The organism is Ralstonia pickettii (assembly GCF_000607165.1).
GTDB lineage: Bacteria > Pseudomonadota > Gammaproteobacteria > Burkholderiales > Burkholderiaceae > Ralstonia > Ralstonia holmesii.
Window position 1 is genome coordinate 840,479 of the sequence record NZ_JFZG01000024.1, and the last position, 22,354, is coordinate 862,832.

At 66.0% G+C, this 22,354-nt stretch carries 16 protein-coding genes; 14 read left to right on the forward strand and 2 right to left on the reverse strand.

Annotation, left to right across the window (positions count from 1 at the left end; translation table 11 throughout):
- The first annotated feature begins 2 nt into the window (after positions 1 to 2).
- From sctC to BG83_RS0121420, 11 genes are all read left to right on the forward strand, one after another.
- Positions 3 to 1,937, forward strand: coding sequence for a type III secretion system outer membrane ring subunit SctC (gene sctC / locus BG83_RS0121370; protein WP_080693710.1), 1,935 nt, complete (start codon positions 3 to 5; stop codon positions 1,935 to 1,937).
- Positions 1,897 to 3,090 (forward strand): FHA domain-containing protein, encoded by a 1,194-nt coding sequence (locus BG83_RS0121375; RefSeq protein ID WP_024978639.1) that lies wholly within the window; start codon positions 1,897 to 1,899, stop codon positions 3,088 to 3,090. The genes sctC and BG83_RS0121375 overlap by 41 nt, the downstream gene beginning before the upstream one ends.
- A gap of 139 nt (positions 3,091 to 3,229) precedes the next feature.
- Positions 3,230 to 3,436: a hypothetical protein gene (locus BG83_RS0121380; protein WP_024978640.1), complete on the forward strand. Its 207-nt coding sequence runs from the start codon at positions 3,230 to 3,232 to the stop codon at positions 3,434 to 3,436.
- Between the two features lie 62 nt (positions 3,437 to 3,498).
- Complete coding sequence (locus BG83_RS27950) at positions 3,499 to 4,080, forward strand: hypothetical protein (protein ID WP_024978641.1); 582 nt, start codon at positions 3,499 to 3,501, stop codon at positions 4,078 to 4,080.
- Position 4,081: 1 nt separating this feature from the next.
- Positions 4,082 to 4,849 carry a type III secretion system inner membrane ring lipoprotein SctJ gene (gene sctJ / locus BG83_RS27955; RefSeq protein ID WP_051541538.1) on the forward strand — a complete coding sequence of 256 codons (768 nt, stop codon included), beginning with the start codon at positions 4,082 to 4,084 and terminating at the stop codon, positions 4,847 to 4,849.
- Positions 4,846 to 5,508, forward strand: a complete 663-nt coding sequence (locus tag BG83_RS0121395) for a SctK family type III secretion system sorting platform protein (RefSeq protein WP_024978642.1) — start codon at positions 4,846 to 4,848, stop codon at positions 5,506 to 5,508. The genes sctJ and BG83_RS0121395 overlap by 4 nt, the downstream gene beginning before the upstream one ends.
- On the forward strand, positions 5,490 to 6,095 hold the full coding sequence (gene sctL / locus BG83_RS0121400; RefSeq protein ID WP_024978643.1) for a type III secretion system stator protein SctL: 606 nt from the start codon (positions 5,490 to 5,492) through the stop codon (positions 6,093 to 6,095). Before BG83_RS0121395 ends, sctL begins: the two co-directional genes overlap by 19 nt.
- Positions 6,092 to 7,450: a FliI/YscN family ATPase gene (locus BG83_RS0121405; protein ID WP_024978644.1), complete on the forward strand. Its 1,359-nt coding sequence runs from the start codon at positions 6,092 to 6,094 to the stop codon at positions 7,448 to 7,450. The genes sctL and BG83_RS0121405 overlap by 4 nt, the downstream gene beginning before the upstream one ends.
- Positions 7,447 to 7,941 carry a hypothetical protein gene (locus BG83_RS0121410; protein WP_024978645.1) on the forward strand — a complete coding sequence of 165 codons (495 nt, stop codon included), beginning with the start codon at positions 7,447 to 7,449 and terminating at the stop codon, positions 7,939 to 7,941. Before BG83_RS0121405 ends, BG83_RS0121410 begins: the two co-directional genes overlap by 4 nt.
- 28 nt (positions 7,942 to 7,969) lie before the next feature.
- Positions 7,970 to 8,746 carry a type III secretion system export apparatus subunit SctT gene (gene sctT, locus BG83_RS0121415; protein WP_235193233.1) on the forward strand — a complete coding sequence of 259 codons (777 nt, stop codon included), beginning with the start codon at positions 7,970 to 7,972 and terminating at the stop codon, positions 8,744 to 8,746.
- The gene (locus BG83_RS0121420; protein ID WP_024978647.1) at positions 8,743 to 9,810 is read left to right on the forward strand and encodes an EscU/YscU/HrcU family type III secretion system export apparatus switch protein; all 1,068 of its coding nucleotides are present in this window, start codon (positions 8,743 to 8,745) and stop codon (positions 9,808 to 9,810) included. The genes sctT and BG83_RS0121420 overlap by 4 nt, the downstream gene beginning before the upstream one ends.
- A gap of 92 nt (positions 9,811 to 9,902) precedes the next feature.
- Here BG83_RS0121420 and BG83_RS0121425 read toward each other — a convergent pair whose 3' ends face one another.
- Positions 9,903 to 17,603: a glutamate cyclase domain-containing protein gene (locus BG83_RS0121425; RefSeq protein ID WP_024978648.1), complete on the reverse strand. Its 7,701-nt coding sequence runs from the start codon at positions 17,601 to 17,603 to the stop codon at positions 9,903 to 9,905.
- A 314-nt stretch (positions 17,604 to 17,917) separates the two neighbouring features.
- Between BG83_RS0121425 and BG83_RS0121430 the strand changes: the two genes are divergently transcribed.
- A complete protein-coding gene (locus BG83_RS0121430; RefSeq protein ID WP_024978649.1) occupies positions 17,918 to 18,862 on the forward strand; it encodes a LysR family transcriptional regulator in 945 nt (314 codons plus the stop codon).
- A gap of 55 nt (positions 18,863 to 18,917) precedes the next feature.
- Here BG83_RS0121430 and BG83_RS0121435 read toward each other — a convergent pair whose 3' ends face one another.
- Complete coding sequence (locus BG83_RS0121435) at positions 18,918 to 19,832, reverse strand: glutaminase (RefSeq protein WP_024978650.1); 915 nt, start codon at positions 19,830 to 19,832, stop codon at positions 18,918 to 18,920.
- Between the two features lie 226 nt (positions 19,833 to 20,058).
- Between BG83_RS0121435 and BG83_RS0121440 the strand changes: the two genes are divergently transcribed.
- Positions 20,059 to 20,865 (forward strand): putative hydro-lyase, encoded by an 807-nt coding sequence (locus tag BG83_RS0121440; protein WP_024978651.1) that lies wholly within the window; start codon positions 20,059 to 20,061, stop codon positions 20,863 to 20,865.
- Between the two features lie 128 nt (positions 20,866 to 20,993).
- Positions 20,994 to 22,295: an MFS transporter gene (locus BG83_RS0121445; RefSeq protein WP_024978652.1), complete on the forward strand. Its 1,302-nt coding sequence runs from the start codon at positions 20,994 to 20,996 to the stop codon at positions 22,293 to 22,295.
- Positions 22,296 to 22,354: the final 59 nt, after the last annotated feature.

The window sequence follows — 22,354 nt, forward strand, 5'->3', positions numbered from 1 at the left end:
AGATGGCGCCGAACAAACAACAACATAACCGAGCGAGAACACGCGTGAACAAACGCTATCGATTCCTGCGGTGGAGTGCATCAGCAGCGTGCCTATGGCTGCTGACGACGGCGGCCCTGGTGCAGGCGGCCGAGCTGCGCTGGCGCAACCGGTCGTACACGCTGGTGGCCGAAGGCAAGAAGGTGGGCGATTTCATCCGCGAGCTGGCGGCATCCCAAGGCGTGACGGCGGTTGTCGACCCGAAGGTGGAGGGCACCATCAACGGCAAGTTCTCGGGCCCGCCTGCCAGCACGCTCAATACCGTGTGCGCCACCTACGGGCTCACGTGGTACTACGACGGTTCGCTCATCTACGTGGATCGCGCAGACGATTCACAGACGCAGGTCTTCCCCATTCCGAAGGGCAGCGGCCCGGAGCTTGCGCAGATCCTGCGCGCCATGCAGATCACCGATCAGCGCTTTCCGCTGGTTGTGAGCGACAAGGAAAACACCGTCTACGCATCTGGCCCGAAGCGCTATGTGGAACTGGTGCGCCAGGCCATTGCATCGATTGCCGATCCGTCGCGCGGCATGGATCGCGCCGAGATTCGCGCATTCCCGCTCAAGTACGCATGGGCGGGCGATGTGGAGATCAACCGGTCTGGCAAGCCCGTGACGATTCCGGGCATTGCCACCATGATGCGTCGTCTGCTGGGCGCGCCCAACCCGGGTGCCAGCAGCCCCGGTATGTCGCCCACGCGCGCCATGCGGCTGACTGGGCCGACCCGGCAGATGAAGCTCAGCTCCGGTGACAGCCTCAACGTGCCGCGCATCGAGATTCCGCTGGCCGGCGCGCAGGGCGATTCCGGCTACGGCGCGCAGGCGCCCGCCGCATCGGGCGGTGGTGCACCGCCTGACCTCCCTCGCATCGAGGCCGACGCGGGCATCAACGCCGTGCTCATCCGCGACGTGCCCGAGCACATGGCGCAGTACGAGCGCCTGATTGCCTCGCTCGATACCAAGCCGCGACTGGTGGAGATCAACCTCACCATCATCGACATCAGCACCGATTCGCTCGACAGCCTCGGCGTCGACTGGCGCCTGCATACCACGCACGGCGATTTCCAATCCGGCAACGGCAACAATCCGCCGCTCACGTTCAACCTCGGCACCACGGAAGACGGCCAGACCGGCGCCACGACCCCGATCGGCATGGCGCTCACCGCATCGATTGGCGGCAGCCTGCGCAACTACCTGCTGGCGCGCATCAATGCGCTCACGCAGAGCGGCAATGCGCAACTGCAAGCCAAGCCGAAGGTGCTGGCGCTCGACAACACCGAAGCCATCCTCGAAAACCTCATCCACTTCTACGTGCCGGTGTCGGGCTTTCAGGATGCGTCCCTGTACGGCATCACGACGGGCACGAGCGTGAAGGTCACGCCGCTCATCGTCAACGAGGCCGGGCAGATGAGCGTGATGATGTCGATCGACATCGACGACGGCAACCTGACCAACGACCGCGTCTCGCAGTTGCCGGTGGTGCAGGAGCGTTCGATCGTGACCAAGGCGATGATCGAAGAAGGCAAGAGCCTGCTGATTGCCGGCTTCAACTCCGACAGCCTGAACAACACCAAGTCGGGCATTCCGTTCCTGTCGGACGTGCCCTTCATCGGCAACCTGTTCAAGTACACCAACAAGACCGGCCAGCACATGGAGCGCTTCTATCTGCTGACCCCCCGCATCCTGACCGCCGCCAGTACCAATCCGAACGACGTGCCTGCCGTATCGATCCCGGGCGTTGGCATGCCGGTGCCGGGATCGACCGATTGGAAACCGGGCCCGTTGCCCAACACGCCGGCACCCAACCAGCCGCCGGCCAGTGTCGGCACCTTGCCCACGCCGCCTGTTTCGCGACTGCATGAACCAGCCAGCCACACAACCCTCGCCGCACTCGGATAAATCGCCCTGGAAGCTGTGCTTCCTGAGCGGCCCGCTATACGGCAGATCGATGCCGCTGCGGATGGGCGCCAACGTGGTCGGCTCGGCGCCCAACTGCGAAATCATCGTGCCCGACAGCAGTGTCGCTGCGCGCGAGCTGATGTTCGAGGTGGGCGGCATTGCTGTCTCTGCACGCCGGCTGGATGACGCCGAGCCAACGCTCAACGGCCAGCCATTCGGCCAGACGCGCCGCAGCGTGGTGCCAGGCGATGTGATTGCCATGGGCGACATCCGCGTCGGCATCGAAAAGGTCGGGACGATCCGCATGCCGGCCGCCGCAGTGGAAGGCGCGGGTGCTGCGGTGCTGGCAGAGCGCGTGCCGTCGTGGATGCCGCTGGCCGCCGCGGTGTGGCTGTCGCGGGTGTCCACCAAGGCGGGGCGCGGGCGCACTTGGCTGGTTGCCGGCATCGGCCTGTGGCTTGCGGTGCTGCTGGCCGGCGGCGTGGTCGCGTTTGCCGGGCATGACGGCTGGTCGCTGTGGGGCCGCGACCCCGCAGCGCGTGCAGCGCAGGTCCGCCACGCGTTGGGTGACCCGGCGGAGATTGTGGTGACGCCGGCGTCGGACGGCACGTCGCGCGTGTCCGGCTACGTGCCGACCGAGGCAGATCATCAGGCGCTGCTGAGCCGCGCGCGCGGGTTGTCCGATGTGTCGATTGGCGAGGTGTATGTGGTGAGCGATCTGCTGGCCGCTGCGCAGCAGTACTTCAGCGCCGGCGGCACCAGCGGCACGGCCGCGCTGAACGTGGCCTACGACGGGCATGGCCGCATCGTGGTGAGCGGCACGGCCGATCGCGCACAGGCATGGCAGCGTATCCGCAACTACGCGCGCGACGCCAAGCCGGCCGTCGAGGTGGTCGACCGCGTGGCGTGGGATGGCCCGCCGCCGCCGAACATCGTGGCGGAAACGCCGCGCCCCGACGGCCTGCCCGCCATCGTGAGCACGTATGAAGACGAAGACGGCACGCGCTTTGTGCAGACGCGTGACGGCCAGTTGTATTTCGAGGGCGCCCGTCTCAAGGGCGGCCTCCAGGTGAAGAGCATCGCTTCAGATGGTGTGGTGCTCGACCGCGGCGGGCAATCGGTCACGTGGCCGATCCAGCCGCAAACACCGTAGCGCAGCGGGTCCCCTTTCCCGCGCGTGGGGTGTGTCGTACGGAGGTCGCCGGCAGATGCGAGGCCGGTTGCCACCGCCAGGCAGTTGGTAGTTCCGTTTGATCCTTTTGACCCTTTTGACTGACATCCAGGAGAGCACCATGGCAGGTACACCCACCACCGGCGTCGACGGCGCCATCGGCAGCATCAACCAGTCCGGCGATGACCAATTGAAGATCGCCACGGCGGTGCAGGCCGCCGCAGCCAAGGGCGCGGCAGCCAGCGGCATCATCGGCGCGGCCCAATCGCTGAGCAATACGGCGGCTTCGGCAGCCGGTGCCGTCCGCGACGGCGCGCGCGCGAGCTGACGCGCAACCCCAGCGGCGGCGGGCGCGGCCTGCCGCCGCTTCACCGAATTCAGGAGGGCACGATGTCGATCGAAGCGAATGCGATTGCGGCCGTTGCCGCGACTCAGGCCGCACAGGCGCAAGCCGGCGGTGCTGCCGGCGCCAGCCAGGCCGCGCAGGTGAACCCCGCGGCGTATGCGGCCCAGGGCCCGGGGCAGGTCGAGCAGGGCATCGGCACTCCGGCTACGCAGGCCGCCATGCCCACCGACGCCCAGCAGTTTGGCGGCATGATGCGCCCGGTTGCCACCACGACGGTGCAGCCCGCGACGTTGCCGGCGCAGCCCATTCCGATGGCCTCCCACGCAACGCCATCGCCGGTGCCGGATGTGTCGTTCTCGTTCACGCGTGGGCCCGGCGCCGACGGTGCGATGGGTCAGTGGCGCGACTACGGCCACGACCTCAACGAGCGCTACACCAGCATCAACAGCAAGCGGCAGGAAATGCTCGACTCGCTCGACAGCATGGACGTGACCATGACCATGGTGAAGCTGGCCGACTTCAGCTACTTCGCCTCGATGACGCTGGCCGAGTACCAGATGGATATGAGCTTTGCGCAGGCCGCCAACGGCGTGAGCCACTCGCTGCTGAAGAACCAGGAAGGCTGACATGAACCGATTGCTGGGTGTGCTGATGGCGCTTGCCTGCCTCTTCGGCCTGGCCGGGTGCGAGCAGGAGCTGTACACCGGCCTGTCGGAGGTCGAGGTCAACGAGATGGTGTCCGCGCTGTCGGCGGCTGGCATCAGCGGGCAGAAGCTCGTGCAGGACGGCCAGGGCCAGGAAGGCCGCACCTGGACGCTTACCGTCGACCAGGCCGACATGGGTCCCTCGCTGGCGGTGCTGCGTGCGCAGGGCCTGCCGCGCCCGCGCCTGGCGTCACTCGGCCAGGTGTTCCAGAAACAGGGGCTGGTAGCCACGCCGGCTGAAGAGCGCGTGCGCTACATCTACGGCGTATCGCAGGAGCTGTCGCGCACGCTGCTGGATGTGGATGGCGTGATGCTCGCGCACGTGCATGTCGTGATTCCCGAGAACGATCCGCTGGCCGACAAGGCCAAGCCAGCCTCCGCTGCGGTGTACATCCGTTACCGGCCCGGCGTGAACCTCACCGCCATGGCGCCGATGGTGAAAGACCTCGTCGCGCACAGCATTGAAGGGCTGAGCTACGACAACGTATCGCTGTTCTTGCAGGGCGCACAGCCGGTGCCGGTGGACGTGCGAAAGGGCGCGGCGTTGCTCGGCACATTCAGCATGCGCAACCCCCTGGTGTGGTTGCTCGGCTTGCTGATCGTCGCGGCGATGGTGGTAACAGGTCTCGTGGCATGGCGGCGTGGCGTGTTCGACAACCTCAGCGGACGTCGGCCGGAGCGGGCGTCATGACCACCGATGCGCGACTGGCAGGGCTGGTTGCCACGTTCAACCTGCGGCCGGATCGCTATATCGACGCGTCGTGGCTGCCCGCGGATTGGCCGCTGGCGTTGCGCGACCCCGCCCGTTATGGCGAGGCCGGGCGCGCCGTGCTGGCGCGGGCGCTGCTGCAAGCCCATCAGTTGCACGGCGAATGGGACTACGACTTCACCGCCATGGAAAAGCGCGTCGCCCTGTTGCCCGCCGACGCGCTGGAGCGCCTGGCCGTGTGCTGCGGCCTTTGCCTGCATCGCCAGTGGCTGCGCGAGGGCGAAGTCTCGCGCAAGACGCGCCAGGCCATCGATCTGGCGTTCGGTGCACCGCTGGTGGCCTTTGCGTTGGAGCGCATGCCGGCCTTCGAGGCCGTTGCCGAGACCCTGCAGGCGCAGCGCCAGTACCCGCGCCTGGCGGTGGAAACGCTGCGCGCCCGTGGGCGCCGGTTGCTGACTGATTTTCTGGTGCCGTTTGGCCCGGCCGTCATCCGTCGGCTGGCGTTGAAGTTTCCGCGCAACGCGGCCGACGCCGATCGGCCGCCGTATTTGCTGGGCCGCACGCAACGCGCAGAACTGGGCGAGCTGCTGCGGCTGAGCTTGATTCCTGAACAGGTGCCGGCATGGGACTGGCTTTTCTGATTACCACCGACAAGCTGCATATCCTGAGCGAGCGCAAGGTGCTCAAGCAGCACGAGTATGCAGCGCTGCTCGATGCCACGAGCATCCTCGGCAACGCACAGGAAGAACGTGAGCGCTTGCTGGAAGATGCCGAGGCGCAGCGCGAGCAACGACTCAAGGCCGGCTACGACGAAGGCTATGAAAAGGGCGAACGCGAAGCCGCCACGCGGCTGTACGCCGATGCGCTTGCCAACGCGCGTGCCTTGGCGGCCATGAAGCAACTGATGGCCGAACTCGTCACGCGCACCGTGCGCGAGCTGGCGGCCGATCTGCCGCGCGAGGCGATCTATGCCAAGGCCTTCGCGCGCATCGAAACACTGGTCGAACACGAACCCGTGCTGACGGTGCGCATCGCCCCGCAGCAGGTGGCGGATCTGGAGCGTGTGCTGGGAACCATGACCGACGGTACCCGCCGCGTGCGCGTGGTGCCCGATGCCAGCCTGTCGGAAGAGGCGCTGGTGGTGGAGACCGCATCCGGCGTGGTCGAAGCCGGCATCGACACGCAACTGGCTGCGCTGCACGCCGCACTGGTCGGGGACGAAGGATGACCGAACCCGCCGTCAGCCACATCATCGACGCGGGCGATCTGGAACGTAGCCTGCGCGACGTGCTGGAGCGCGCCGACGGCATGGCTGCGGGCGTCCAGATGCGCGGGCGCATTCACCGTGCGGTGGGGCTCATGCTCAATGCATCGGGCATCCAGGCGCGGCTGGGCGAAGTGTGCGAACTGCGCACGCCCGGTGAACGCAGCATCTATGCGGAAGTCGTTGGCTTCGAGCGGCAGTCCACCTTGCTGACGCCGCTGGGCAGCGTGCACGGCTTGTCGGCCGCCACGGAGGTGATTCCCTCCGGCAGCGCGCATCGTTTTGGCGTGGGCGATGCGTTGCTTGGCCGCGTGCTCGATGGGCTGGGCGCGCCCATGGATGACGGCGGACCGCTGTTCACCAACGAGCGTGTTTCAACGCATGCAGAGCCGCCCAGCCCGCTGTCACGCCGCCGCATCGACGCGCCGCTTTCCACCGGGGTGCGTGCCATCGACGCCATGCTGACGGTGGGCATTGGCCAGCGGCTGGGCATCTTTGCGCCGTCGGGCGTGGGCAAGAGCACGCTGCTTGGCATGATCGCGCGCGGCGCGCAGAGCGATGTCAACGTCATCGCGCTGATTGGCGAGCGCGGGCGCGAGGTGCGTGAATTCCTGGAGCTCTGCCTGCCGGAGGCGACGCGGCGCAAGACGGTGCTGGTGGTGTCCACGTCTGACCGGCCGGCCATGGAGCGCGTGAAGTGTGCACTGGTGGCCACCGCCGTGGCCGAGTATTTCCGAGACCGCGGCAAGAACGTGCTGCTGCTCGTTGATTCACTCACGCGGTTTGCGCGGGCGCAACGCGAGGTCGGGCTGGCGAGCGGCGAGCCGCCCACGCGGCGCAGTTTTCCGCCCTCCACGTTCTCGGTATTGCCGCAGTTGCTGGAGCGGGCGGGTGCGGGTGCGCATGGTGTCATCACCGCCTTCTACACCGTGCTGGTGGAGGGCGATGAAGAGAGCGATCCGATTGCCGAAGAGGTGCGCTCCATCGTCGACGGGCACATCGTGCTCTCGCGCAAGCAGGCGCTGGCCGGGCGCTATCCGGCCATCGATTTGCTGGCCAGCATCAGCCGTGTGATGCCGCAGGTGACCACGCCAGCGCATCGCGCCGCCGCCCAACGCGTGCGCGAGCTGCTGGCCAAATACCAGGAGATCGAATTGCTCGTGCAGATTGGCGAATACCGCGAAGGCAGCGATGCCCTGGGCGATACCGCATTGCGCGCCCATGCCGCGCTTGCGCGCTTCTTTGAGCAGGACGCCGATGCGCGTGTGAAGCTGGAGCGCACCGTGGCCGACCTCGAAGCCGTGGTGGGGGCGTTATGAGCGATGTGCTGCGTCAGCTCGCCCGCGTGCGCGAAGCGCGCAAGCTCGGCGCCATGGCGCGTGCGCAGAAGCAGGCTGCCCTGGTGGCCCAGGCAGCCGCGCAGAACGCGGCGGCGCAGCAAGGGTTGCAGCAAACGGTATCGGCGCGCTCTGCGCACGACGCTGCCATTGAACAGGCCGTGCGTGAAGACGCGCGCAGCGCCGTCGCTCTGCTGTGCGGCGCCAATGCCGCGCGGCTGGCGCTGGATCGCGCCATCGTCAACGCGCACGTCGAATCAACGCAGACCGGCACGGCGCTGGCAGCCGAGCAGGTGGCGCAGGCACGCGCCCAGCGGCATGTGGCCCGCGCGAACGCCAAGTGCGAGGCCGTCGACCGTGCCGAGCAGCGCGTGGTGGCCGCCCAGCGCCGCGCGGCGGAATGGCAGGAAGAAGACGCCGCGCTTGAAGCCCAGCTCGCGCGCCAGTTGGTCAGCCAGAAGATCACCGCCTGAGCCGATGCAAGGGTTCGATCCGCACTCCATGGAAGGCCTGTTCCGGCAGGCGCTGCTGGTGCTGCCGCGGCTGCTGCCCATCATGTTCATCGTGCCCGTGTTCAGCGGGCGGGTGGTGACGGGCATGGTGCGCAGCGGGTTCATCGCCATCCTGGCGGTGTTCGTGGCGCCGTCCATGGCGGGCGCGGCGATGAACGTGCAGGGCGGCGGCCTGTGGATGGCGCTGGCCCTCAAGGAAGCGCTGATCGGCGTGCTGCTCGGCATGGCGTTTGGCGCGCTGCTTTGGGCCATCGAGAACATCGGCCACCTGATCGACTTTCAGACCGGCTCGGGCAATGCATCCTTCTTTGACCCGGTGGCCGGGCATGAGAGCGGGCCGACCGCCAGTTTCCTCGGCTTCATGGCTGTCACATTGTTCGTCACAGGCGGCGGCCTGCATGTGATGCTTGGCGCGTTCTTCGAGTCGTACAAGCTTTGGCCGATCGAACGCATGTTGCCGAGCGCATCGGTCGCGCTGGAGCAGTTTGCGGTGCACGAGGCCGATAGCGTGCTCGGCTGGACGCTCAAGCTGGCCGCACCCGTGATCATCGTGCTGGTGGTGGCGGAGCTGGGCATCGGGCTGATCAACCGCTCGGTGCCGCAGTTGAACGTGTTCCTGTTCGCCCAGCCGGTGAAGAGCCTGCTGGCCGTGCTGATGATGGTGCTGTTCCTCGGCTTTGTCTTCGAATCGATGCGCACCTTCCTGGCTGGCAATGGTGAGATGGTCTGGCTGTTGCGCGCGCTGCTGCACAGCCCCGGCTCATGAGCGAGAAACAGCACAAGCCCACCCAGCGCCGGCTGGAGGATGTGCGGCGCGAAGGCGAAGTCGTCCGCAGCACGGACGTGACGAGCGCGCTGGTCTTTATCGGGATGCTCGTGCTGTTGTGGCAAGGCGGGCCGTGGTTGCTCGAACGCATGCGCGGCCTGCTGATACAGAACGTGAGCGCCGTGGCGCAGGCGCGCGACCCGACTGCAGCGGTGCGGCAGGCATTGGTATCGGCCGGGGCGGAGTGGCTCCTGTTGAGCGCCGCCGTCCTGTTGCTGGTGACCGTGCTGGCAGTGCTGGGTGCGTTTGCCCAGGTGGGCGGCATGTTCGCGCCCAAACGCCTGACGCCGCAAATGTCACGGCTCAATCCGGGGGAAGGCATCCAGCGCATGTTCTCCGTGCGCAACCTCATCGGCCTTGCCATCATGCTGTTCAAGGTGGCTTGCCTGGCGCTGACGCTGTTTGTGGTGATTCGCGGGTCGTTGGCGTTGCCGCTGCAGGCCGGTTACGGTCGGCCGGCGGCCATTCTGGCTGTGGTCGCGCATCTGATTCTTGTGCTGTTCGGCTGGGCGGCGGTGGTGTACGTGCTGATGGCCGCGCTGGACTACTGGCACGTGCGTTTCGAATTCTTCAAGAAGAACCGCATGTCTACCGAAGAACTGCGCCGTGAGCACCGTGAGCTGCAGGGCGATCCGCACATCGTGGGGCGCCGCCGCCAGCTTGCATTGGAGGTGCAATACAGCGCGCTGGAAGATCGCATGCGCATTGCCACCGCCATCGTGTTCAGTGCGCGGCATGCGGTGGCGCTGTATTACCCCGGCGATGGCACGTTGCCGATGGTGATCGCCAAGGGCAGCGGCGAGTCTGTCCAGCGCATCCGGCAGATGGCCGAATACCACCTCGTGCCGACCGCTGCCAACGCAGGTCTGGCGGAGCGCCTGCACGACACCGTGCCGATGGATACAACCATTGACCGCACGCTGTTCCGCGATGTGGCGGCGCTGCTGCGCTGGGCTGAAGGCGCGGATGCGGTGGGCAATCCTTACGTGTCGTCCACTTCCTGAACGCGCAACGAACGCGAAAGAAAAAAGGCGGCGGGCGCCTGACTGCTGCGCCCGCCGCTGCCCGCTGCCCGCTGCCCGGCTTGCTTTCCCCGTTATCCGATCCGCACGATGTCACCCGGGACGACGAGATCCGGGTCCTGTCCCGTTGCGCCTTGCGTATATGGATTGCCATCCAGCGCCGCCCAGTCGAACTGGCTGTTCATCGGTGCCAGTTTGTCCAACGCGGCAGCCGTGCGCGCGTCGGATGCCGGGCCCGTGGTGCCAAGCAGCTTGGCGGCATCGGTGGCGCTCAATTGCCAGAGCGTGTCGCCGGGCCCAACGATCGCATACTGCGGCGACTTCGCTGGGCCGATCGATGGCAACGCGTGCGGGGCATTGGCGCGCAGCAGGTCACCGCTTACGTCCTGCATGTCGGGCAGCGGGAACGCGGCAATGGGCTGGTTGTTCTGATCCTGCCCGTTGCCGTTGGCCTGCACTTGCGCAACGGCCGGCTTGGCCGCCTGGTTGGGCGCGAACAGCTCGATGCCGAAGCGCGTGACCGCCGCCACACCCAGGATCACGCCGCCGGGCAGCATGGCGTTGCTCGGCAGCCGTTGGCCGACCCTGGGCATCAGGTCGCCGGCAATGCGCAGGGCGCCTGCGCCGAATGCCAGGTCCAGTGCCGCCTTGGTGGCACCCATGGCCGGGCTGTTGGTGTGCATGAGCGCGTCGTTCATCGCCAGGGGTACTGAACCGACCGTGTACAGCGACATCGTGAACGCCTGGGCACGGTTCAGCCACGGGCTCGCGTTGGTCGCCTTGTCGTTGAACGTCGCGCCCAGGCGGCCGGCAAAGTTGCGGCTGGACAGTGCCAGGTTGGCGCTCAGGAACAGCGCATTGCTCCAGAACGACGGCGTGTTCAGGTGCGCGCCATGCATGGCGAACCAGTAAGCCGTGTTGCCGTTATTGAGCGCAAGTGTCAGCAGTTGCAGCGTGTCGTTCGCGCGCCCCACGGGGCTCTTGGGCGAAAGCAGCTTGCCCGGCGCCCCCTTGAGGGCCAGCAGTGCCTGTACATCGGGGTCGTCCTTGGCCTTGGGATCGTCGACCTTGGACAGCGCGGCGGTGAGCGCATCCGGGTTGTCCTGGAACCGCGCTACCGCGTCGGCGATGGTTTGCCGGTCCCCCTTCGTCACGCCCCAGCGGTGCCCATGATCCGACATGTTGGTCTTGAGCCAAGCCAGTGCCGAGTCTGAGTCTTCGGTGCCCAACTTGCCGACCTGGTCAGACACGGCGCGTGTCTTGTTGGCACGCAATGCTGCGATGCCGCCGCGATACATGAACGACAGCGGGCTGGTGACGGACGGATCGAATACCGCGTGCGTCGCGGCGCTTCCGGTGAGCGTGGCGGAACTCGCAGCCGTGGAGAACGCACCCGTGAGCGAGCCCGCGAAGATCCAGCGGATCCACGGCTTGCGCTTGGGTTCGCCAGCGTTGGCGGCGCGGTCGGGCCCGGTGGGCGGAGTGCCGTTGCCATCGTCGCCGGCTTCGCTGGTCTTGATGGCCGGGGCGGTGGGCTCCGTAGTCTTGCTGCCGGTGGGCTGCGGGCTGGGCGCCGCGTTGTCGGGCCGCGGGCCTCCCGGTCCCTTCGGCCCTGTCGCGCTTGCGGTCGAAGGTGGCGGCACATCGGGCTTCTTGCCCGCAGCCAGGTTGATCATCTGCACGACCGTCTGATAAGTGTTGCTGTCGTGTCCGCCCACCGTACCGGTGGCCTGGCCCGTCGCGCCATCGACAGCACCGGCGCTGGCGGTGGCGTTCAGCGCGTCCATGTGCTGCTGATGGGTGGTCAGCAGGTCCGTGCGGCCGGCGGCTTCCAGCACCGAAGCCGCCAGGCCGTGCGCGCCCCAGTTGGAGTTCGATGCACTCACATAGTGGTCCGCCGGCACCACTGAACGCGGGTCCACCACCGTGCCATCGGGCAGGGTTACCTGCGGGGCCGTGCGGCGCGTGTTGCCCATGCCGGCTTCATGCCCGCGCGAGCCTACGCCGATGGTGGTCACGCCGTCGGTCTTCCAGCCGGCAATGGCCACTTCGTCCAGCGGTACGGTCTGGTCAGTGACGTCGTTGCCGTTCTGGTCGACGTAGCGGTTTTCGCTATTGCGGCCGTGCACGTTGATCGACACAACGGTGTCCGGTGCCTCGCCGTTTGTTCCGTTGAACAGCTCCTGCGCGGCGGCGCGTGCCGATTCACCGTGTGTGGCATCGAAGGGGACGATGCTGTAGTCATTGACTGCGGCACCGCGCGCTTGCAGGGCGGCATCGAGTGCCGGCACGGCTTCATGCGGCACCACGTAGACGACATGCTTGCCCGCCGCCTGCATGTCATGCCCGAACACAGCGGCGCCGGCCACGCCATCGGTATCCACTGCGCCGTGTGCGTTGCGGGCGCCGGCCAGTACCAGAATGCGGTTGCTGTTTTGCAGCGCGGCGGCGGCCTGGTCGATGCCCAAGGGGTTTTCAATGCGGGCCGAGTCGCCGGTGAACAGCGCCTGCACGGCATTGGTGATGGGGCTGGGCTCAAGCCTCGGGTTCGAGGGAATCACGCTGTCCAGCGTCCTGCCGGGGCCAAACCTGCGCACGCGTTGCACTGGCACATCGGGCAGGTCCATCAGGTTCTGCGCCGACTCGCTCACCGGCCCGGTCTTGCCAGACGTGACGACATACGGATCGGACGAATACGCCGCGCTGGGCACCTTCCATTCCTGTTGGCCGATGGCATCGAGCACCGCCTTGGCCTGGTACTGCATCGGGTCGACCACGGGAATATCCATGCCGCGCTTCTGCAGCGACGTCACGAGGAAGTCCTTCATGGCTGGATAGTGCGTGCAGCACAGCCACAGCGATGTGGTGGTCGGGTCCAGTTCCGACACGTACAGGTCGGATGCCTCCTGCAGTTCTTTCTTGACCGTCGGATCATCGATCTTGTGCTTGAGGTCGTTGACGAAATCAGCAAATTTGTGAGCGGCTACGGCCTGCGGGCGGATGTTGCCGTCGGTCAGTGTGGCCACCTTCTCCTGATAGGCGAGGCTCTTGACGGTGCCGGCGGTAGCGATCACGGCCGGGCGGTCTCCGCCGTGCTGGACGATGGCGCGTGAGGTGACGTCAATCAAATCGATGACGGGCACGTCCACGTTGTCCAGCGCCTTGGGGAAGGCCGTGCACGCTGTGTTGCACGCCATGGCAACCATGGCGGCCTTCAGGCGCTGCGCCGTCTGCAGGCCGTTGCCCACCAGGCGGATGAGCGCCTCTGGGCTCTTGGGGCCATAGGGCGCGTTGGCGTGGTCGACCACGATGGCCACTGGGAGGTCTTCGCCCGTTTGCGCCTTGATGGTCGCCAGCATGTTCTTGGCGGCGATCAGCCCGCCGTTGCTGGAATCGAATGCGGCAAACGTAAACGGCTCCGCGGGCGTGGCTTCGTCGAAGGTCTTGTCCGTGGGCATGTGGTTCATCGCTTCGCGCAGCAGCACGAGCATGCCCTGATGCACCTGTGAGGGGAAGCCGTCGACGCTGGCTTCGCGCTTGCGGCTGACACCGTCCACCGCCCCGGCATCCACTGATGCCTTGATGGCTGCGTGCAGTTCCTCCGGCGTGGTCATGAGGTCCATGCGGCCCATCTGGTGCAGCATGTTGGCCAGGATGGCCTGCGCGCCAAAGTTGGAGTTCCACGCAGTCACGGGATACTTCACCGGCACGGTCGATGCGAAATCGATCGTGGTGTTATCGGCGAGCGTAACGGGCGGGATATTGCTGCGCAGGCTGCCCATGCCGGCCTCGTTACCGCCGTCGCCCACCCCCACCGTGACAATCCCCGTGCGCTTGTTGGCCTCAAGCACGATCTGATCCTTCGGGGCATTCACTTCCGTCACGGAGATGCCGCGCATGTTGAGGTAATCGCCGTCGGCATTGCGGGCCGGCAGTTCAATGGCGACGACTGCGTCGGGCTGCACGCGGTCAAGCAGTTCGTTCGCGGCATCGTGAGCGGGCTGCCCGCGCTTGGCATCGAACGGCTCCAGCTTGACGAGATGCCCGCCATCGAGGCTCGCCAGCACGGACTGCACGACCGGCATGTTGGCCGAATCGGTGGCGATGGTCATGTCCCGGCCGGCCAGCGCGAGCTTGGCTGCCATTTCAGCGGTGCCGACGGGGCCGTCCGTTTCCGGCAGGGCGCGGCCCGAGACCGGATCTCGCCCGACGGTGAAGCCCGTCACCAGCAGAATGCGCTGGGTGTCTTGCAGCGCGGCGGCGGCGTCTTCCGTGCCGCCCTTGACGAAGAACTTGCGGATGCCGCGATCCACGAAAAGCGCCTGGATGCGGTCCACCGGCGACATGATGCGATCCGCCGTGCGGCCGAATACCGACGACTTGCCGCGGTAGAGCTGCATGCGCTGGCGCCAGCTCATGCGCACGGGGTCTTTGATGTTGGCGGTGTCGTGCGCGAACTCAGCCTTGCTGAGGATGAGCTGCCGCTGCTGGTCGCTCATCTCGGCAAGCTTGGCGGCCAGCCTGCGCACGCCAATGCCGCGCGGGTGGCGGCCATTGGTGGTGCCGTCGGTGCGGTAGTTCTCTGCATCGAGCAGTAGATCGGCATGCTGCGACAGCGCATTCTGCGTGCCGGCGTCCAGAGCCTTTTGCGTGTCGGTAAAGCTCGTCAGCGTGATTTCCGGGTTGGCGAGGTCGTCCAGGGCGCCCGGCAGCGGCCGCGAGGGGCGTGCAGGCCCCGGGTTGGTCGGGTTGCTTTCGTCGCCCGGTGTGCCTGTTTTGCCCGGTTCAGTGATAGGGTCGCCGGCGGTTTTGGGCTTGCCTGTGACCGGGTCGATCGGGTCGGTGCCGGCAGGCTCCGTGGTCTTGCCGCCGGCTTGCGTGATCACTGGCTCGGTGGTCGGATCGGTGGTTGGTCGGCCCGCAGTGGCTGGGTCATTGGCGGCCACCGTGGTGGGTTCGGGCGCCATCTCGGTGGGCTTGTAGCGACCGGCGTTGTTCTTCAGTGCGTTGAGCAGGCCGACGCGTTCGGTGCCTTGTGACAGCCCAACGCGTTCGAGCATGCGCGTTGCACCCACCTGCCCGAGGCCGAGACCCAGGAACATGATGGATTCGGCCTTCTGCTCGCCTGACATCCGGTCGCCGTACATCAGCAGGTCCTTGACCTGCGCGCCCGTCATGATCATGCCGCCGCCGCCAGCCACGAGGTCCGACGCCGAGCGCGTGATCTTGAAGAGCCTCGATGCATTGGCCACGTCCGATACGGCGACCAGGCCCTTGCCCGCAAGGCTGTACTCGCCTGCAGCAGAGGTGACGATGGCCAGCCAGTCATTCGTCGCTTCGGGGTTCAGCGGCGACCACGAGCGGCCGTGATCCGCCAGTGTGTCGAGGTGATCGATCGATTCGCCCACGATCCAGCCTGTGCCGACCGCAACCAAGGCCCCCCCAATGGGTGCCGCGCCGCCAAACGTGCCGACTGACAGGATCACGCCGCCCACCGCCGTGGCTACACCGGCCACGATGTCGACAACGTGCCGGATCTTCTGCCCCGTCGTGGTGATATGTGCACTGAAGTGATCGACGTCCGGAATGCCGTTGCTGTCGAGCGAGACCGTGCCAGCCAGGTTCTTCGGCACGTAGATCGTGCCGCCGTCGGACAAGGCGTTGTTGTGGCGGTAATCATCAAGGCTGCTGTAGTCCCAACCACGATCGTCGATGTAGTGCGGCTTACCCCCATTCTTGTCGGCCACTTCGAACAACGCCGTCGGCATCACGCCCGCGCTCGTGTCCACGTAGGCGATGGGAATGGCCTTCACGGTCGGGTTGTCCCCGCCCGCCTCGTGGATCGTCTTGTTGACCTCGTTGATGACCTTGGTGCTGTTGCCGCCGGTGAACCACGCGGTGCCGGTGGCGCCGCTGCTCTGCGCGCCGGCGTTGTCGGCCTGGATCATCAGCGCGCCGCCGATGTAGTTCTTGAGCTGCGTGTCGGAATCGGGGCCGGTGAAGGTCTGCGCCTTGTCGTTGTAAAGCGGCGTGCCCTTGCCAAAGGTGGTCTTGGACATCTGCCCGAAGATGTTCTTCAGCCCCGCATTCTGGTCGGACTGGAACGTCTTGTAGTCGGCCTCTGCCTGCTTTTGCTGGACCTTCTCGTTGCCGCGGTCGAAGGCGCGTTGCAGCATGTCGACGTTGGGCAAGTCCTTGCCGTGCTGCTGGATGAGCGCATCGGTGACGGTGGCGCCGTTGCCGTCGCCCACGGCGTTCTGCACCGGCACCCACGACGGCATGCTCCCACCCGAGCCGGAGGTCTGCATGCTGTAGAGGAACGATTTGGCATTGGAGTTGGTGGTCAGCCAGTTGGCAACCTGCTGGGCGTGGTCGGTGCTCGACTGGTCGCTGGCAAAGCGCGGTGAATCGGCCACGGCAGCCGTCAGACTCAAGCCGCCATAAAAGTCCGAGCCATGGGGCACGAGTCCAGACGTGTCGGCGCCGGCGTTGCTCTGGAACCAGTGGCCGTTGTCGTTGAAGCGATCTTCTACGGTTGTCAGCAGGTTGTTTGCCACCTCGGGCGGTGCCACCGTGGCGAGGTCCTTCATCCATTTGCCGACAGCGTCGTATTTGACCGTGCTGTCGGCCATCTTGCGATTGGCGTCCGGGTCGTCGGGGTTGTACTTGTAGACCTGGGTGAGGTCGCTGATCTGCTTGTTGAAGTAGTCGCTGTGCGCGTTGAAGAAGGGCGCGCCGGCCACCTGGTACAGATGGTCGCGCGCGTCGGGGTCGGCACTGGTGACCGACACGTCGTTCATGTTGGTCGACAGGATCTTCAGCGCGCCCTGGGCATCGCCCGCCTTCATCTTGGCCGCGACCTGATCCTTGGTGTAGTTCACGCGCACGTCGTAGCTGGCTGCGCCGATCTGCTCGTAGATCTGCTCGGCGTTCTTGTCATTGGCGTGCGGCCGCGCAAGCTGCACACACGCAAACTGCACCGGGTCGTTGGTGGCGAGCGCCTTGTCCTGTGCCGATAGCGTGGGGTCGTTCGGGTTGATGTGGTTGATCTGGTACTGGATCGCATCGGCCGTGGCGATGTTCCTGGCAAGGGCGAGGCTGCCGTCGTCCCAATCAGGGTGGGCGTTTGCCAGCGCATCGGTGGCATCGTTGGCGGCCTTCAGGTTGTCGCCGGAGCCGAAGTTCTCGTACGTGGAAAGCTCGCCGCCAATGGCGGTTTTGAAATCCTGGATGGCCTTGTCCAGGTTGGCCTGCGTCGTGTTGATCGAGTCCTGCTTGTCTTCAGCAATGGTCCGGTTCGTGACCTTGATGTCTTGCGCGTCCTGCAGCTTGTCCTGGGCATCAAGCACGCCGTCGCGCGCTTCCGATGCGGTGCGCTGGCTCGGGTCTTGCTTCTCCACCGCGTCTTTTGCGTCGTCGACGATCTTGTCCAGCCATTTGGCATCGGGATCGCGTTTCTTGATGGCGTCCGCTGCGTCTTCGATGGCTTTCTTCTCGCCGCCGCCGGGCGCTTCGTCGGCCTGCCGGCGCAACTCGTTCTGCACCGAGTTGATGACGTCCGAAAGCGGCTTGTCGAGCTTGGCCTGCGCGGCCGTGGAGTCGTCGCCGTTGTTGATGTAGTCGTTGACCGCCGTGTTGGCTGTCTGGATGGCCGCGTCGGTCTTGGTTTTGGCGTCGGCGGCGGCTTGTTTCTGCTCGGGGGTGGGCGGAGGCGGCGGAGGGGGCGGCGGACGGTAGTAGACGATGCGGCCGTTGATCTCGTCGATGGCAGGCATGGTGTCCTCCAGCTTCGCCCCATGCGGGGTGGGCCTGATTGAAAGCAATCGGGTGATAAGGGCATTCTGGACGCCGGTTGCCAGCACAGCTATTGGCGAATTACGTAGTGCGGCGCGGGTGTGGGCGCGGCCGCTTTTGTAGAAACTACGAGGTTCCGTAGCGGTTTTGGCGGGGCTCTGGTAAAAACTGCCGAACAGGCGTGCGTGAGCGTGCGCCGCAGCACGAAAATCCGTAACCTGAGCGCGCTGCATGGGCCGGTGGCGCAGCGGGTGCGCCGCAAGCAGGCCGCATACAACAACACGAGGGGCAGGGCATGAACCTACGTTTCCTGGAAACCTTTGTCTGGGTGGCGCGGCTGCGCAGTTTTCGTCTCACCGCAGACAAACTGTTCACCACGCAGGCGTCCATTTCGGCGCGCATTGCCGCGCTGGAAGAAGAGCTGGGCGTGCGCCTGTTTGACCGCGACACACGCGGCGTGCAACTCACGCCCGATGGCCACAAGGTGCTGGAATATGCCGACCGCATGGTGAGCACGCTGCACCAGTTGCAGGCAGCCGTGGCACAACGCCCGGGCTTTGAAGGGCGCGTGCGGGTGGGGGCGATGGACAGCGTCATCCACACTTGGCTCTCGCCGCTCATCGCGCGCACGGCGGAGATGTTTCCTGCGCTGGAAATCGAACTCGTGGCCGACAGCGCGATGCACCTCGTCGAGCATTTGCAGAAGGGCGCGCTCGACATTGCTTTCCAGACCGATCTGCTGCGTGCCGAAAGTGTGCGCAACGTGCAGCTCGCGCAGTACCCGATCCACTGGGTGGTGGCCACCAACTCCCGGCTGGCGCACCCGTATGGCAGTCTGGGTGAACTGGCGCGCGAACGGCTCATCACCTTCGTGCGCAACTCGCGGCCGCATCAGGACATGCTCAACCTGCTGCACCTGAGCGGGGTGGAGTCACCGCGCGTGAACTGCGTCAATTCGGTGGCCGCCATGACGCGCCTGGTGGGCGATGGCTTTGGCGTGGGCGCGTTGCCCACCGTGCTGGTGCGCGACCGCATTGAGAGCGGCGCATTGACGGTGCTGGAAGTGGAACCGGCGTTGCCCGCGCTGCCGATCATCGCGTCATGGCGCGCGGGAGCGGGGCTGGAGGTGCACGAAGCCATTGTTGGCCTGGCACGCACGATGGCGCGGGAATTCTGCCTGTCGGTCGGCCCGCGCTATGCCATTGCCGAAGAAGTCGAGCGCAACACGGAAGCCGCCTAAGCCGCCTAAGCCGCCTAGGCCGCCCAGGCCACGGAAGCGTGCCGTGGTGGCAGGGTTAGAAGATCGAGCGGCCGGTCAGCGTCGTCAGCCATTCCAGCGCCTGCAGGCCGGCCAGCGAGTTGCCGCTGACGTCCAGCCCCGGAGACCACACGCACACGCCAAACTCGCCGGGCAGCACGGCGACGATGCCGCCGCCCACGCCGCTCTTGGCGGGCAGCCCCACGCGATAGACGAAGTCGCCCGCCGCGTCGTAGGTACCGCAGGTCAGCATCAGTGCAGAGAGGCGCTTGGCGGGGCTGGCATCGACGATGCGCTCACCGCTCCACGGCACGACGCCGCCGTTGGCGAGAAACAGCACCGCGCGGGCGAGGTCGGTGCAGTCCATCTCGATGGCGCACTGGCGGCAGTACGCATCGATGACGGTTTCCACCGGCATGTGCAGGTTGCCGAAGCTCTTCATGAAGTGAGCCATCGCGCGATTGCGGTCGGCATGGGCCAGTTCGGATTCGGCCACCCGCCGCACATAGTCGATGCGCGGGTTGTCGACCAGCCGCCGCATGAATTGCACCAGTGCGGTTTCAGCCTGCACGAAGCGGCGGCACAACACGTCGGTCACGACCAGCGCACCGGCATTGATGAACGGGTTGCGCGGGATGCCGCTCTCGTATTCGAGCTGCACCAGCGAGTTGAAAGCATTGCCGGAGGGTTCGCGGCCGACGCGTTGCCAGAGCGTTTCGCCTTCGAGTTGGAAGGCCAGCGTGCAGGCAAACAGCTTGGAGACACTCTGGATCGAGAACGGCGCATCCGCCTTGCCCACCGTGTAGACATCACCGCCCAGCGTGACGATGGCCATGCCGAAATCCGCCGCATTGGCGCCGGCCAGCTCGGGGATGTAATCGGCAACCCGCCCCTGGCCGAGGTACGGCTGGATGTCGCGGTGGATGGTGTCCAGGATCGCTTGGTAGTCCATGTCAGGCGAGGAGCGGCAAACGGTAGGGCGAGGGATTCTACACGCGCGGATGCTGCACCCGCCTCGGCAATCACCTTTTCCTATCGCCTGCAATCCGAAACTTTCGTTGGACCGCGTTTCATCACGCTTTCACAATTTGCCGCACGAACAACCTTGTGGAAGAGCTTGCATGACGACGGCAGTGGAGATAGCCCAGGCAAAAAGAATGCCGGAACACCCGGCGCCGATGCCCGTACACACCCGCCCGGGTGCCAGCGTGGCGTACGCAAATCCGTATTCCGCCCGCCTTGCGGCGCGCTCGGGCGTGCTGCGCGGGCACACCAGCGGCCTGTGCGATGGCTACGTGCAGGCCAATATCGTGATGCTGCGCGATACGTGGGCCAACGAGTTCCTGCGCTTCTGCCAGCTCAACCCGAAACCGTGCCCGCTGCTGGACGTGACCGAACCCGGCGTGCCCGTGTTCCGCCATCTGGGCCAGGACGTTGACGTGCGCCGCGACGTGCCGCGCTACCGCGTCTACCGCAACGGCGAACTGGCCGACGAGCCGGCCGACGTTGAAGCGCTGTGGACCGACGACATGGTCGCGTTTGCCATCGGCTGCTCGTTCTCGTTCGAGCATGCGTTGATGGAAGCGGGCGTGCCGCTGCGCCATATCGCCATGTCGCGCAACGTGGCGATGTATCGCACGTCGGTCGACACGATCGGCACGTCCCGCCTGGCGGGCAAGCTGGTGGTGTCGATGCGGCCGATGTTGGTGCCCGATGCCATCCGCGCGATCGAGATCACCTCGCGCATGCCGCGTGCGCACGGCGCGCCGGTGCATTTTGGCGATCCGGCGGCCATCGGCATTGCCGATCTCGCACAGCCCGACTGGGGGGATGCGGTGCCCGTGCAGCCGGGTGAAGTGCCGGTGTTCTGGGCCTGCGGGGTGACACCCCAGGCGGTGGTGCAACAGGCACGGCCGGAGCTGTGCATCACGCATGCGCCGGGGCACATGCTGATCACCGACGTGCGCACCGCAGCGCTGACCTGAACACGCAGCTGCAAGACCGAAAGACGGACGGGTATCGGGGTTCCAACTGGCGCACGCAGAGGCGCTGGGCTATAGCAAGCAATAAGCGATAGATACATCGAGACAGCATCAACAAAGGAGGAAACACCATGACAACCGAAGCAACGGTTGCGCGAGCGCCCGCCGGGACGGACGCCACGACCGCAGCCAATTCCGGCGGTTTGTTCCGCTGGTACCGAGAGATCTCCGCGCAGGAGCGCCGCACGTTCTGGAGCTGCAAGGTGGGCTACGCGCTCGACGCGATGGACACGCAGATCCTGAGCTTCGTCATCCCCACCTTGATCGGCGTGTGGGGCCTTTCCAAGGCCGATGCAGGGTTGATCGGCACATGCACGCTGCTGGCATCGGCTGCGGGCGGCTGGGTGGCGGGCATCCTGTCGGATCGCATCGGGCGTGTGCGCGCGTTGCAGATCACCATCCTGTGGTTTGCGGTGTTCACCTTCCTGTGCGGCCTCGCGCAGAACTACGAACAACTGCTGATTGCTCGCACGCTCATGGGCTTCGGTTTTGGCGGCGAGTGGACGGCCGGCGCAGTGCTGATCGGTGAAGCCATTCGCTCCCGGGATCGCGGCAAGGCCGTTGGCATGGTGCAAGCAGGGTGGGCTCTGGGGTGGGGCGCATCGGCATTGCTGTATGCGTGGTTCTTCAGCGTGATGCCGCCCGAGACCGCATGGCGCGCGTTGTTTCTCGTGGGGATCGTGCCAGCCGTATTCGTGTTCTTCCTGCGTCGGCTGGTGAAAGAGCCCGAGGTGTTTCAGGAGGCGAAGTCGCAGGCCGCCGAGCGCACGAGCTTCTTCGAGATTTTCTCCCCGCGGCTATTGAGCACCACGCTGCGTGCCGCCGTGCTGACCACCGGCGCGCAAGGCGGCTACTACGCCATCACCACGTGGCTGCCGACGTTCCTGAAAACCGAGCGCCATCTGACCGTGCTGGGCACCGGCGGCTATCTGGCCGTGGTGATCATCGGTTCGTACATCGGCTACCTGATCAGCGCGGTGCTGACTGACCGCCTGGGCCGCAAGCGCAACTTCATCCTGTTTGCAGTGGGCTCGATGGTGGTGGCGCTGGCCTACACGCAGCTGGAGGTGACCGACAGCACAATGTTGCTGCTCGGCCTGCCGCTGGGCTTCTTTGCCTCGGGCATCTTTGCTGGCATGGGCGCCTTCCTGACCGAGTTGTTCCCGACGGCGGTGCGTGGTTCGGGCCAGGGCTTTTGCTACAACGTTGGCCGGGCGGTGGGCGCGTGCTTCCCGTTCCTGATCGGGCAGGTGAGCGCGCATTCGTCGCTGGGGCATGCCATTGGCATCTTCGCGGCGGGCGCCTATGGGCTGCTCATCGTGGCGGCACTCACGTTGCCTGAAACACGCGGCCGGGAACTCGAATCGATTTAACTCCTGTGCTTCCCCCAAAGTGCACAGCGCGCGGCGTTTGGAAGACGCCGCGCTTTTTT